A 12,155-nucleotide genomic window follows, 5' to 3' on the forward strand; every position below is an offset into this window, starting at 1 on the left:
CCTTGCATGGAGGGCGTTAATGCATGTGAACCTGCGCGGGGCGCGACAGTTCAGCCCATCAATAAAACGACCGTGCGGCCTTCAAGGTCAACAGCCCGTCACATTGCGAATTGTGTCCGGAGTAGGCCGAGCAGTCACTGCCGCTGAGGCTGGAGCCGCTGTAGATCAGGTCCAGGTCAATGCCTTTCCAGGCCCGGGAAAACTGTACCGACCAATCGCTGAAACTGCTGATGGCGCCGTTCTCTACCGAGACCGGTGTGCCCAGTTGATGGGTGGTGTACTTCATGCTGACGCCGATGCCGAAAGGCTGGGTGCCGCCCAGGTCTGCAAACAGGGTGCTGTCCTGGCGGTCGGGGTCGTTGCTGAAAGACACGCCAAAGCGATTGCCCAACAGGTTCAGCCCGCCGTAGAACTCTTGGCTGTCGAGGGGGCTGAGCTTGGGGTAGCTGTAGTGGATCAAGCCGACTTCATAGCCCAGGGTCTGGTCGAACGGACGCTTGAAGCCCATGTAGGAGTCGACTTCAAGGTTATTGGCCGACGACAGGCCCATGTTCGGGGAAAACTGGCCGAAATACAGGCCGCTGTCGTGGGTAAGGTCCAGGCCTCCGTGGAACGAGTCGCTGCCAGGGGCGGTCGGCTTGACCAGGCCCTGGGCCATGGTGCGGCTGGGGGTTGTACCTAATTTCAGGTCGAAGTCACCCAATTCGCGCTGGAAGATATGCGCTTCGGCCAAAGGGCTGGCGACCAGGATGCTGACCACGAAAATACAGCGTTTAAGCATGCTTCACTCCATGAAAAGCGAGGAGCAGTAACGGAAAGATTCAGGCAGATGCCCGTGCTAGACGTGTGCAAGGATACCGGCGAATGCCAGGCATTGAGGCCCGTTCGTCGATTAGCTGCGTATTGAGGGTGTCGGGAGGGGGTGGCAACTCTAGTCCTAGCGCCTCGAAGGCAAGACGCTTAGGGACCAGATGCAGTGCGCGGGTATGACTATTACTTCTTGCCCAGGCTGATCTGCTTGGACGGGCCGAAAGTCTGGCCGCTCACGCCCTTGGCAATTTGCTGGATTTCGCCGCCGGACTTGAGGAACGCAGCAATCTGGCTGTTGATCGATTCGCTGGTTTCAACGGCGGGAGCTGGCTTTGCTTTGCTGTTGGATGCTTTTACACGCATGGCGGCCACTAACCTGTAGAAAATTAACTTGGCCAGCTATCGTACAGGAAATACTTGACAATTGCTTGGCAAATATCCCTCGAGAATAAGTGCTCGCGGCTGGAAATAGCCGAAGTTCAGCGCTGAAATAAAGCGCTAACTTACTGTTTTAGCTGGAAACCCAACGCCTTTGGACACGCTGATGGCCTGCTCAAAGTGAACCGAACGATCAGACGAGTGGGGCGATGCCACTGGAACGCCATGCCAGCCGCGATTTTTCAGGCGCGTGCGCGTGCAGGGCACAACTCGGGTAGAATGCCGCCCACGCAATGAGGGTATTGGAAATGGCTTTAGTCGGGCGCTACAACAGCTTGCAAGTGGTCAAGCACACTAACTTTGGTTTGTACCTCGATGGTGCGCAAGATGGCGAAATCCTCTTGCCTAATCGGTATATCCCTAAAGATATTCCCAGTGAAGATGAAGACTGGCTCAACGTTTTCATTTATCTGGACAGCGATGACAAACTTATCGCCACCACCGAAAAGCCCAAAGTTCAAGTCGGTGAATTCGCCAGTTTGAAAGTTGTGGAAGTCAACAGCATTGGCGTGTTCCTTGATTGGGGTTTGCCCAAGGATCTGCTGCTGCCTTATTCGGAAGAAAAACGCCAGATGACCGCGGGTGAATATTGCGTGGTGCACGTCTACCTCGACAAGCACACCAAGCGCATCACCGCCACCGCTCGCCTTGACCGTTACCTGGACAAGACGCCGGCGAACTATCAGGTGGGCCAGGAAGTCGACCTGCTGGTGGCCGAAGCCACTGACATGGGCTTCAAGGCGATCATCAACAACAAGCACTGGGGCTTGATCCACAAGAACGAAGTGTTCAAGTTCCTGCGCCCGGGCAAGGAAGAGAAGGGCTTTATCAAAGAGATCCGCGCCGATGGCAACATCAGCCTGAGCCTGCAGCCGGTGGGCCAGGAAGCGGCCTCCAGCCTGAACTCGAAGATCCTCGCCAAGTTGCGCGACAACAATGGCAGCCTGCCGGTCAGCGACAAAAGCGACCCGGCGGTGATCAGTAACTTGTTCGGCGTGAGCAAGGGCAACTTCAAGAAGGCCATTGGTGCGCTCTACAAGCAGGGCCAGATCGTGATTCATGCGGATCGCATTGAACTAAGCTGAGTACGCTTCGCTCTCCTGTAGGAGCGAGCTTGTTGTGGCGAGGGAGCTTGCTCCCGCTCGACTGCGTAGCAGTCGCAAGCTTTTTTGGGGGCGCTTCGCACCCCAACGCAAGCAAGCTTGCTCGCCACAACAAGCTTGCCTTCACAGTAGGGCTTGCTCATGTCAAGAAAGTCGTTGTATGCCTACCTCGGTACCTTGCTCGCCTTCCTGGTCCTCGACGGCCTTTGGCTCGGTGTGCTCATGGGGCCCACCTACAAATCCCTGCTTGGCGCGCTGATGCTTGATCAGCCACGCCTGTTGCCTGCCGTATTGTTCTATCTCCTGTACGTCCTCGGTTGCGTGGTGCTGGTTATCTTGCCCAGCGCCAGTTGGCAGCGCGCTGCGCGTTTGGGCGCCTTGCTTGGCCTGGTGGCCTACGGCACCTATGACCTGAGCAACTGGGCCACGCTTCAAGGCTGGTCCGCTGGGTTGGCGCTGATGGACATGGCGTGGGGCACGTGCCTAACCGCCATTTGCTGCACTGTTGGCCATTTGTGTGCAAATCGGCTGTGGCGGTAGAGGGCGGTTGATCAGTACTGAACCTGCTAATAACAACCCGGTACCGGCAGCGACCAACGCCGGTTGCAGGCCGCCACTGAGGTGGCTGCTGACCGACGCCAATAGTGGCCCGCTCAATTGGCCGACGGCGAAGCTGGCGGTCAGCAGCCCCGTGCTGCGTTGGTAGCCATGGGGTGCGACCTCCCTTAATCGCGCCATCACCAACTGCATGCAGGCCAAAAATGGCGCACCGCACAGCAACACGCCCAGCGCCAAGCCCCAGCCATTGCCCAGCAGGCAGGCAAATACCCCGGCCGCTTGCAGCCATAAAGTCGCCATCAGCCAGCGACGGGTGGTGTTCGGGTGCTTGCGGCGCAGGCTGGCCACCCCCACTCCCAGCGCGGCCGCCAGGCCAAAGCAGGGCCAGAACAGATCGGCCTGCCAGGCCCCGTTGAATTGAGCGCTGGCCATCTGCGACAGAAAAGTCGCCGGGATGATGTAGCCCAGGCCGTACAAGAAATAGATACAGCACAAGTGCGCGATGCTGCCGTTGCTCCCCGCGCTGGTGGGCTGTGTCACGGTGAGGGTCGGCTTGGGTAGAAACGGCAGGATCGCCAGCAACATCACCAGCGCCACAGTCCCGTAGATCAACCACAGCGCGGCAGAGCTTTGCCCTGATAGGTTCGACACCAGCGCCAGCAGCCCCGTCAGCACAATCCCCAACCCCGGCCCAGCAAACACCAGCGCACCCAGGCGCGGGCGGCCGGCGGCAATCGCCAGTGGCTGGCTCAGGCTGGTAATCATCACCAGGGCCCAGGCACTGGCGACCCCGGTGCCGAAACGCAGCAACAAATGCGGCCAGAACCCGTTAGCCCAGTAGGACGCCAGGGTCAGCAATACGCACAACCACAGCCCGCCGTAGAGGCGCCCGCGCACATGCTGATGGCTGCGGGCAAAGATCGAGTCCACCGCGCCGACAAAATAGCCCAGGTAATTGGCGGCTGCGATCAGGCCGGCGCCGGTCAGGTCGATCTGGCCTTCACTGAGCAAATGCGGCATTTGCGGAGTCAGGGCGAAGCGGCCAATGCCCATGGCCATCATCAGGGCGACGAAGCTGGCGAGTAAACGAATCAGCGGGGACATGGTCAGGTTTCCTGCAAAGAAGCGAATGCCTTGCAGGCTAAGACGGATTGACTTTCTGTAAAATTGAATAATAGTGAGTAACTTGTTCAGTTTTGGAGAAAGTAATGGAGTTCAGTCAATTGCGCATTTTCCAGGCCGTGGCGGAAGAGGGCTCCATCACCCGCGCCGCTGAGCGCCTGCACCGCGTTCCCTCAAATCTGTCGACCCGGCTTAAACAAATGGAAGAGCAACTGGGTGTCGATCTGTTCGTGCGCGAGCGCCAGCGTTTGCAGCTTTCTCCGGCAGGCAAGGTACTACTGGACTACAGCACCCGCCTGCTGGCGCTGCACGATGAAGCCCACGGCGCCGTACAAGGCGGGCAACCGGCTGGTGATTTCGTATTGGGCAGCATGTACAGCACCGCCGCGGTTCATTTGCCGAAGCTGCTGGCGCGCTATCACAAGACTTACCCCATGGTGAATCTGCAGGTGCAGTCGGCGCCCAGCGGGGAGTTGCTGGAAGGGCTGATTACCGGGCGCCTGGACGCAGCCTTCGTCGACGGCCCGCTGACCATCGCCACCCTGGATGGCGTACCGCTGTGCGAAGAGCGCCTGGTGCTGATTTGCGAGGCCGATCATCCGCCGGTGCGTGGCCCCCAGGATGTGGCGGGCCGTGCAGTGTTCACGTTCCGGCGCAGTTGCGCCTACCGCACGCGCCTGGAAACCTGGTTTTCCCATGAGCGTGTGGCGATGGGGCGGGCGATCGAGATCGAGTCCTACCAAGGCATGCTCGCCTGCGTGATCGCAGGTTCCGGCGTGGCGTTGATGTCTGAGTCCATGCTCGCAAGCCTGCCCGGCAAGGACAGCGTGTCCGTTCATCCGCTGACTGGGCCTTTTGCCACTGCGACCACCTGGCTGATGTGGCGAAAGGGCATGCTCGGCGCTAACCTCAATGCATGGATCGACCTGCAGCAAGACGGCAACCCGCGATGCGTGCAAGACACACGTGCCATTGCTTGAACGATCCGTCAGGATTCGGATCAATTCAGTAATAGTTCGTTGTGGTTTCCTTCAAGCATTACCTAGGACTTAGGGCTACTATCACTGTAGGAAACGGCGACAGTACTCACGCCGGCCAGCACTACCCTCAAAGGGGGCAATCATGAAAGAGAAAATCCAAAACTGGCTCCACGACCTCGGCGTTGCATTGGGCTTGATCGAGCCTCCGCTGCAACCGGTGCCGATTCGCACGGATGACGAGCAACGTCGGCCACGTCGCCGCTAATCACGCGGTTTAAAAAATGTGGGAGCGGGCTTGCTCGCGAATAGGNCTTTCGCGAGCAAGCCCGCTCCCACAGTTGTTTTGCACCAGGCGAAAAAAACGGGCGCGACCTCCGACGTCGCGCCCGCTGAAGAAAATATCCCCGTCCCTGTTATAGCTCAAACCACCGCAGCCGCCACCTTGGCCGGCCGACGCGACAGCAGGCTCACCAGTACAAAGCTCACCAGCGCCACCGCCAGGCTGTAGTAGATCGGCGTATTTGCATCCAACCCATCCTTGAACATAAATACCAGCGCGGTCACAAAGCCCAGGCTCATGGACGTGATTGCGCCCGAGGTGGTCGCGCGCTTCCAGAAGATCGCGCCGATCAAGGGCACCAACATACCGCCCACCAACAGGTTATAGGCCAGGGTCAGGGCGCTGATCACATCGTTCACCACCAATGCGATACCCAGCACGGCAATGCCGGTCAACAGGGTGAACAGGCGGTTGATGCGCAGGCTCGACGCCTTGCCGCCGCGCAGGCGGGGCAGCAGGTCCTCGGTCAATACGGTGGAGGCGGCGAGCAGGCCGGCGCTGGCGGTGGACATCATGGCGGCCAGCGCGGCGGCGATGACCAGGCCGCGAATGCCGTCCGGCAGCGAAGCTTTGACGATCGCGGCGAAGGCATTGTTGACGTTGTCCAGGTCCGGGATCAGCACATGGGCAGCCATGCCGATCAGCGCACAGGCCAGGCCGTACAGGATGCAATAGAAGCCGGCGAAAGTGCCTGCGTACTGGGCGACCTTTTCGTCACGGGCGGTGAAGACCCGTTGCCAGATATCCTGGCCGATCAGGATGCCGAAGAAGTAGATCATGAAGTAGGTGATGATCGTGTCCCAGCCGATAGCGGTGAAGCTGAAGCTCGACGCCGGCAGTTTGGCCACCAGTTCATCCCAGCCACCGACGCGGTACAGGCAGATCGGCAGCAGGATGAACATCAGGCCGACGGTCTTGATCACGAATTGCACGATATCGGTGAGGGTCAGCGACCACATGCCACCGATGGTCGAATACACCACCACCACGCCACCGCCCACCAGTACCGACATCCAGAACGGCAGGTCGAACAGCACTTGCAGCACGGTGCCGATGGCCAGGATCGAGGTCACGCCGATCATCAGCGCATAGGCCAGCATGATCACCGCGCTGGCCTGGCGGGCCATGGGGTTGTAGCGTTTTTCCAGGACCTGGGTGACGGTGAAGATTTTCAGCTTCAACAGGGGCTTGGCCAGGAACAGGTTCAGGGCAATGATGCCCGCGCCGAGCGCGGCGCACAGCCAGAAACCCGAAATACCATGCACATATCCCAGGCGCACGGTGCCGACGGTGGAGGCACCGCCCAGCACCGTGGCGGCCATGGTGCCCATGTACAGCGATGGGCCGAGGTTGCGGCCGGCGACCAGGTAGTCTTCGTGGGTCTTGGCGCGACGCATGCCGTAGTAGCCGAGCACCAGCATGCCGGCGGCGTAGATGAGTACGACGAATAAATCCAAAGCCATGACGGCGGTTCTCCGATTATATTTTTTATGGGCGATCAGGCGGCAGCTGGCTCGGTAAACACGCGAGCGAAAGTCAGGTACATCGTTGTCGGGGATCTGTGCGACCCCCTTGGTTGTGAGTGTGAAGACGCGGTTTTTTTTGTTCTCAGCGCGTTCGCCTCATCAGCGATGCGCGACGCCAGGCAGTACGCAGAGCATCTCGTACAGCAAGTTGGCGCCCAGCAACGAGGTATTGCCGGTGGTGTCGTAAGGCGGCGAAACTTCTACCAGGTCGCAACCAATCAGATCGAGGCCCTGGCAGCCACGGATGATTTCGATGGCCTGGATGGTGGTCAGCCCGCCGATTTCCGGGGTGCCGGTGCCGGGTGCCCAGGCGGGGTCGATGCCGTCGATGTCGAAGCTCAGGTACACCGGGCCGCCGCCGACTTTTTCTCGCACTTCGGCCATCAGCGGCGCGAGGGAGTGATGCCAGCATTCTTCGGCCTGGACCACGCGGAAGCCTTGCTTGCGGCTCCAGTTGAAGTCTTCGGCGGTATAGCCCTGGGCGCGCAGGCCGATCTGCACCACGCGGTCGCAATCGAGCAAGCCTTCTTCCACGGCGCGGCGGAAGGTGGTGCCGTGGGCAATTTTCTCGCCGAACATATGGTCGTTGACGTCGGCGTGGGCATCGATGTGCACCAGCCCGACCTTGCCATGTTTTTTGTGGATCGCCCGCAGGATCGGCAGGGTGATGGTGTGGTCGCCACCCAGGGTCAGGGGGATGGCGTCGTGCTCGAGGATCTCGTCGTAGGCCTCTTCGATGATCCGCACCGCGTCGAGCAGGTTAAAGGTATTGATCGCCACGTCGCCGATATCGGCCACCGACAGTGAGTCGAACGGTGCGGCGCCGGTGGCCATGTTGTAGGGACGGATCATCACCGACTCGGCGCGGATTTCCCTAGGGCCAAAGCGTGTACCGGCGCGCAGCGAGGTGCCGATATCCAGGGGCACGCCGACGAAGGCGGCATCCAGGCCCTCGGCGGTTTGCAGGTGGGGAAGACGCATCATGGTGGCGATGCCGGCGAAGCGCGGCATTTCGTTGCCGCCCAGTGGTTGGTGGAAAATCTTGTCCACGGGATTGCCTCATCGTTGTTTTGTTTATTGATGGCCGATTCTGCGAAAAGCCTGGCGTATGAAGAATCGGCAGAGGCAAATACTTAGTTCAGATTTTTCTAAACTAAAGCCTGGGTTAAACTCCCTGATCTCTGTAGGAGCGAGCTTGCTCGCGAAAAACGTCAACGATGATGCGCAGCCCTAGAATGTACGCGGCGTCCTCANCTCAGGTTTTTCGCGAGCAAGCTCGCTCCTACAGTTGATCGTTCCCACGCTCTGCGTGGGGATGCATCCTGTGATGCTCTGCGTCACGCTTCATTGGAGCCCCCATGGCCAACGCCTTGCCCGACCTGAAACTCCTGCGCATCTTCGTCAGCGTCGTGCGCCACCAAGGGTTTGCCAACGCCCAGCACGAACTCAACCTGTCGACGTCGGCCATCAGCACCTACATGAGCCAACTCGAGTCAGCCTTGGGCCTGGTGCTGTGCCATCGTGGCCGTGGCGGCTTCAGCCTGACCAGCAAGGGCGAGCTGTTTCATCAGGAAACCCTGCGCCTGTTGGGCGAACTCGAAGGTTTCGAGCAGTACGCCGCCGCGTTGAAAGGCGAATTGCGCGGCACCCTCAAGCTCGGAGTGCTCGACTCCACCGTCAGCGACAAGGCCTTGCCGTTCGCCGAAGTGATTGGCGCCTACAGCTTGGAGCACCCGGCAGTGCATTTGCACCTGTCGGTGATGAGCCCCTACGAATTGCAACTGGGGGTGCAGGACAACCGCCTTGACCTGGCCATCGGTGCGTTTTCCAACCGCATGAGCGGGCTGGTCTACATGCCGCTGTACCGCGAACAGCACTGGTTGTATTGCAGCACCCGGCACCCATTGTTCAACGAGCGGCGCATCCCGGAACAAGTGATCACCCAGCAACGCATGGTCGGGCGAGGTTACTGGAGCCAGGCCGAGCTGGCGCGCCACGGCTTCAAGCACAGCGCTGCCACGGTGGAAAGTATGGAGGCGCAACTGATTCTGGTGCTGTCGGGCGCTTATATTGGCTACCTGCCCGAACACTACGCCCAGGCCTGGGCTGACAAGGGCGACCTGCGCGTTTTGCTGCCGGCCACCTTCGGCTACCAGGCGCCGTTTTCGCTGATCATGCGCCGTGGCCGCAGCCGCGAGCCACTGATCCAGACCTTCCGCGATTTGCTCAAGACCCAGCTCAACCAGGCCTGAAAACACCATGTCCCGACCCCATTGCCCGCGCTGCCTGCGCCCGACCACGCACTGCCTTTGTGCGCTGATCCCCCACCTTGACAGCCGCACCCGCGTGTTGGTGTTGCAGCACCCGAGCGAGGTCGGCCATGCGCTCAATACTGCACGGTTGGCGGCGTTGGGCCTGAACAACGCGCAGTTGGTGGTGGGGGAGGTGTTTGATGACCTGGCGACGCTATTGAACCCGCCTGGCTATCGGCCACGCCTGTTGTTTCCGGCGGATGATGCCGAGCCGCTGCACGCCTACGCACCTGACGATCAGCCACTGCTGTTGGTGGTTCCCGATGGCACCTGGCGCAAGGCGCGCAAACTGCTGCACCTCAACCCTTTGCTGGCGGCATTGCCCCGGGCGACATTGGCTGAAGGCGGCGTTTCCCGCTATCGCTTGCGCAAGGCGCCGGGGCCTGGTGCTTTGTCGACGGTCGAAGCGATCACGCAAGCGTTGCAGGTATTGGAAGCGCCGACGTCGTTTGAGCCACTGCTCAAACCTTTTGAAGCGCTGATCGAAGGGCAGATTGCTGCGATGGGCGATGAAGTATTCCAGCGCAACCATGGCGACCCGACATAACCCCGGCTTATGCCTTTAAGCCATAAGCACCACACTTTGCGTGATATGGCCCGCCGGCCTTTCCCGGTATGATGTGCGCCCCGCAGTCTGGATTGCGAATACGCCATGACCTTGCAGTACCCAACAATCGCCGATTGTGTCGGCAACACGCCCCTGGTCCGCTTGCAACGCATGGCGGGTGAAACCAGCAATACCCTGTTGCTCAAACTTGAGGGCAACAACCCGGCCGGCTCCGTCAAAGACCGCCCGGCACTGTCGATGATCGCCCGCGCCGAGTTGCGTGGGCAGATCAAACCCGGCGACACCCTGATCGAAGCCACCTCCGGTAACACCGGGATCGCCCTGGCCATGGCCGCAGCGATCAAGGGTTACAGGATGGTGCTGATCATGCCCGACAACGGCAGCGCCGAGCGCAAGGCGGCGATGACCGCCTATGGCGCCCAGCTGATCCTGGTGACTCAGGAAGAAGGCATGGAGGGCGCCCGCGATCTTGCCGAGCGCATGGCCGCCGAAGGCCGTGGCGTGGTGCTCGATCAGTTCGCCAATGGCGACAACCCCGAGGCGCACTACACCAGCACCGGCCCGGAGATCTGGCGCCAGACCCAGGGCACCATCACTCACTTCGTCAGCTCCATGGGCACCACCGGTACCATCATGGGCAACTCGCGCTACCTCAAGGAGCAGAACCCGGCGATCCAGATTGTCGGCCTGCAACCGATGGAAGGCGCGGCCATCCCGGGTATTCGTCGTTGGCCCGAAGAGTATTTGCCGAAGATCTACAACGCGACGCGGGTAGACCGCATCATCGACATGGCCCAGCGCGAAGCCGAAGACACCACGCGCCGCCTGGCCCGTGAAGAGGGCATCTTCTGCGGCGTGTCCTCCGGTGGCGCCGTGGCCGGTATGTTGCGCTTGTCCAAAGAAGTGGAAAACGCGGTGATCGTCGCGATCATCTGTGACCGAGGCGACCGTTACCTGTCGACCGGCATTTTCGACGAACCCAACTGATGGCCAAGCACGAGAGAGGCCTGCGCTTCCAACCGACGGGCGGCAGCCGGGCCCCACAGATACCCGTGGGCAAGAAACAGCGCCTGACCATCGAGCGTCTGGCCAATGATGGCCGGGGCATCGTGTTCTTTGAAGGCCGCACCTGGTTTGTGAACGGTGCGTTGGCCGGCGAAGAGGTGGAGGCACGGGTGTTGGGCGCCCATGGCAAAGTGGTCGAGGCGCGCACCGAGCGGGTGTTCCAGGCCAGCGAGTTGCGTCGCCTGGCACCCTGCGCCCATGTTGGCCGCTGCGGCGGTTGCAGCGTGCAGCACCTGCCCCATGAAGAACAACTTGCCCTGAAACAGCGCATGCTTGCCGAGCAATTGTCCCGGGTGGCCGGCGTCGAACCGCAAGAGTGGGCCGCGCCGTTGAGCGGGCCGGAGTTCGGTTATCGGCGCCGCGCCCGCGTAGCCGTGCGTTGGGACGCCAAGGCGAAGCAACTCGAAGTGGGTTTTCGCGCCGTGGCCAGCCAGGACATCGTCGCTATCGATGATTGCCCGGTGCTGGTACAGGCCTTGCAACCGATCATGCAGCGTTTGCCAACGATGCTGCGTCGCTTGAGCAAACCGCAGGCGTTGGGGCATGTCGAGTTGTTCAGCGGTTCGTCCATCGCCGTGTTGCTGCGGCATATGGCGCCGTTGTCCGAGGCTGACCTGCAGATCCTCAAGGAATTCTGCACCTTCCATGACGCCCAATTATGGCTGCACGGGGGAGGGCAGCCGGAGCCCGTCGAGCCGGGTCAGGCCTTGGGCTTCCGTTTGGAGGCGTGGGATCTGGAACTGGCGTACCGGCCGGGCGACTTTGTGCAGGTCAACGCCGGGGTCAACCAGGCGATGGTCGCCCAAGCGCTGCAATGGCTGGCGCCACAAGCCGACGAACGGGTACTGGACCTGTTTTGCGGCCTGGGCAACTTCGCCCTGCCACTGGCTCGCCACGTACGCGAAGTGGTGGCGGTGGAGGGCGTACAGGCCATGGTGGACCGTGCGGCGCTCAATGCCGTCAGCAACCATTTGCATAACGCACAGTTTTTTCAGGCCGATTTGTCCCAGCCTTTGACCGACGCAGAATGGGCCAAACAGGGCTTTTCTGCGGTACTCTTGGACCCACCCCGCGATGGTGCCCTGGAGGTTGTGCGCAAACTTGCAGCCTTGGGGGCCAAGCGCCTGGTGTATGTGTCCTGCAACCCAGCCACGCTGGCGCGGGACACGGTTGAGTTGGTCAAGCAAGGCTACCGGCTAAAGCGTGCCGGGATCCTCGACATGTTTCCGCAGACCGCGCATGTCGAGGCCATGGCGTTATTTGAAGCGGGCTAGGATGCCCGTTTAATCCGACTGGCCTGCGTTCTCCAGGGCCTGAACACTGCCACGGAGCT

At 60.7% G+C, this 12,155-nt stretch carries 13 protein-coding genes; 8 read left to right on the plus strand and 5 right to left on the minus strand.

All coding sequences use genetic code 11. From position 1 onward, the window contains the following. Positions 1-58: 58 nt before the first annotated feature. Together ACTJLA_RS11140 and ACTJLA_RS11145 are read right to left on the minus strand one after the other, a co-directional pair. Positions 59-781, minus strand: coding sequence for a TorF family putative porin (locus tag ACTJLA_RS11140; protein ID WP_057976196.1), 723 nt, complete (start codon positions 779-781; stop codon positions 59-61). A gap of 212 nt (positions 782-993) precedes the next feature. Then, on the minus strand, positions 994-1,173 hold the full coding sequence (locus ACTJLA_RS11145; RefSeq protein WP_003193095.1) for a hypothetical protein: 180 nt from the start codon (positions 1,171-1,173) through the stop codon (positions 994-996). Between the two features lie 323 nt (positions 1,174-1,496). Between ACTJLA_RS11145 and ACTJLA_RS11150 the strand changes: the two genes are divergently transcribed. Together ACTJLA_RS11150 and ACTJLA_RS11155 are read left to right on the plus strand one after the other, a co-directional pair. Then, the gene (locus ACTJLA_RS11150; RefSeq protein ID WP_054897831.1) at positions 1,497-2,333 is read left to right on the plus strand and encodes a CvfB family protein; all 837 of its coding nucleotides are present in this window, start codon (positions 1,497-1,499) and stop codon (positions 2,331-2,333) included. 159 nt (positions 2,334-2,492) lie between these two features. Continuing rightward, positions 2,493-2,891, plus strand: coding sequence for a DUF2177 family protein (locus ACTJLA_RS11155; RefSeq protein ID WP_080757723.1), 399 nt, complete (start codon positions 2,493-2,495; stop codon positions 2,889-2,891). Here ACTJLA_RS11155 and ACTJLA_RS11160 read toward each other — a convergent pair. Beyond that, complete coding sequence (locus tag ACTJLA_RS11160) at positions 2,835-4,013, minus strand: MFS transporter (protein WP_200583181.1); 1,179 nt, start codon at positions 4,011-4,013, stop codon at positions 2,835-2,837. The two genes, ACTJLA_RS11155 and ACTJLA_RS11160, sit on opposite strands and share 57 nt — an antisense overlap. Positions 4,014-4,117: 104 nt before the next feature. Between ACTJLA_RS11160 and ptrR the strand changes: the two genes are divergently transcribed. Both ptrR and ACTJLA_RS11170 read left to right on the plus strand, forming a co-directional pair. Beyond that, entirely contained in the window at positions 4,118-5,011 is an 894-nt protein-coding gene (gene ptrR, locus ACTJLA_RS11165) for a putrescine utilization regulator PtrR (protein WP_069557109.1), read from the plus strand. A gap of 142 nt (positions 5,012-5,153) precedes the next feature. Then, positions 5,154-5,276: a PA1414 family protein gene (locus ACTJLA_RS11170; protein WP_003193089.1), complete on the plus strand. Its 123-nt coding sequence runs from the start codon at positions 5,154-5,156 to the stop codon at positions 5,274-5,276. 155 nt (positions 5,277-5,431) lie between these two features. Here the strand turns inward: ACTJLA_RS11170 and ACTJLA_RS11175 are convergent, their stop codons facing one another. Further along, positions 5,432-6,814 (minus strand): sodium:solute symporter, encoded by a 1,383-nt coding sequence (locus ACTJLA_RS11175; RefSeq protein WP_054897827.1) that lies wholly within the window; start codon positions 6,812-6,814, stop codon positions 5,432-5,434. Between the two features lie 162 nt (positions 6,815-6,976). Then, on the minus strand, positions 6,977-7,927 hold the full coding sequence (speB, locus tag ACTJLA_RS11180) for an agmatinase (RefSeq protein WP_089041936.1): 951 nt from the start codon (positions 7,925-7,927) through the stop codon (positions 6,977-6,979). A 308-nt stretch (positions 7,928-8,235) separates the two neighbouring features. On the opposite strand from speB, the gene ACTJLA_RS11185 reads away from it, so the two are divergent. The 4 genes from ACTJLA_RS11185 (at position 8,236) to rlmD (ending at position 12,096) form a co-directional block, all read left to right on the plus strand. Continuing rightward, positions 8,236-9,129 (plus strand): LysR family transcriptional regulator, encoded by an 894-nt coding sequence (locus tag ACTJLA_RS11185; RefSeq protein WP_034128316.1) that lies wholly within the window; start codon positions 8,236-8,238, stop codon positions 9,127-9,129. A 7-nt stretch (positions 9,130-9,136) separates the two neighbouring features. Beyond that, the gene (locus tag ACTJLA_RS11190; protein ID WP_314547040.1) at positions 9,137-9,736 is read left to right on the plus strand and encodes a tRNA-uridine aminocarboxypropyltransferase; all 600 of its coding nucleotides are present in this window, start codon (positions 9,137-9,139) and stop codon (positions 9,734-9,736) included. Between the two features lie 105 nt (positions 9,737-9,841). Continuing rightward, a complete protein-coding gene (gene cysM / locus ACTJLA_RS11195; RefSeq protein ID WP_197900933.1) occupies positions 9,842-10,744 on the plus strand; it encodes a cysteine synthase CysM in 903 nt (300 codons plus the stop codon). After that, on the plus strand, positions 10,744-12,096 hold the full coding sequence (gene rlmD / locus ACTJLA_RS11200) for a 23S rRNA (uracil(1939)-C(5))-methyltransferase RlmD (protein WP_440841240.1): 1,353 nt from the start codon (positions 10,744-10,746) through the stop codon (positions 12,094-12,096). The genes cysM and rlmD overlap by 1 nt, the downstream gene beginning before the upstream one ends. Positions 12,097-12,155 lie beyond the last annotated feature (59 nt).

This window comes from Pseudomonas sp. 22072 (genome assembly GCF_052046095.1).
In the GTDB taxonomy this organism is placed as follows: Bacteria; Pseudomonadota; Gammaproteobacteria; order Pseudomonadales; family Pseudomonadaceae; genus Aquipseudomonas; species Aquipseudomonas paracarnis.

Coding starts and splice junctions, on each gene's coding strand:
- ACTJLA_RS11155 (WP_080757723.1), top strand. CDS start 2,493: ATGTCAAGAAAGTCGTTGTATGCCTACCTCGGTACCTTGCTCGCCTTC.
- cysM (WP_197900933.1), top strand. CDS start 9,842: ATGACCTTGCAGTACCCAACAATCGCCGATTGTGTCGGCAACACGCCC.
- ACTJLA_RS11160 (WP_200583181.1), bottom strand. CDS start 4,013: ATGTCCCCGCTGATTCGTTTACTCGCCAGCTTCGTCGCCCTGATGATG.
- ACTJLA_RS11175 (WP_054897827.1), bottom strand. CDS start 6,814: ATGGCTTTGGATTTATTCGTCGTACTCATCTACGCCGCCGGCATGCTG.
- ACTJLA_RS11150 (WP_054897831.1), top strand. CDS start 1,497: ATGGCTTTAGTCGGGCGCTACAACAGCTTGCAAGTGGTCAAGCACACT.
- rlmD (WP_440841240.1), top strand. CDS start 10,744: ATGGCCAAGCACGAGAGAGGCCTGCGCTTCCAACCGACGGGCGGCAGC.
- ptrR (WP_069557109.1), top strand. CDS start 4,118: ATGGAGTTCAGTCAATTGCGCATTTTCCAGGCCGTGGCGGAAGAGGGC.
- ACTJLA_RS11145 (WP_003193095.1), bottom strand. CDS start 1,173: ATGCGTGTAAAAGCATCCAACAGCAAAGCAAAGCCAGCTCCCGCCGTT.
- ACTJLA_RS11185 (WP_034128316.1), top strand. CDS start 8,236: ATGGCCAACGCCTTGCCCGACCTGAAACTCCTGCGCATCTTCGTCAGC.
- ACTJLA_RS11190 (WP_314547040.1), top strand. CDS start 9,137: ATGTCCCGACCCCATTGCCCGCGCTGCCTGCGCCCGACCACGCACTGC.
- ACTJLA_RS11140 (WP_057976196.1), bottom strand. CDS start 781: ATGCTTAAACGCTGTATTTTCGTGGTCAGCATCCTGGTCGCCAGCCCT.
- ACTJLA_RS11170 (WP_003193089.1), top strand. CDS start 5,154: ATGAAAGAGAAAATCCAAAACTGGCTCCACGACCTCGGCGTTGCATTG.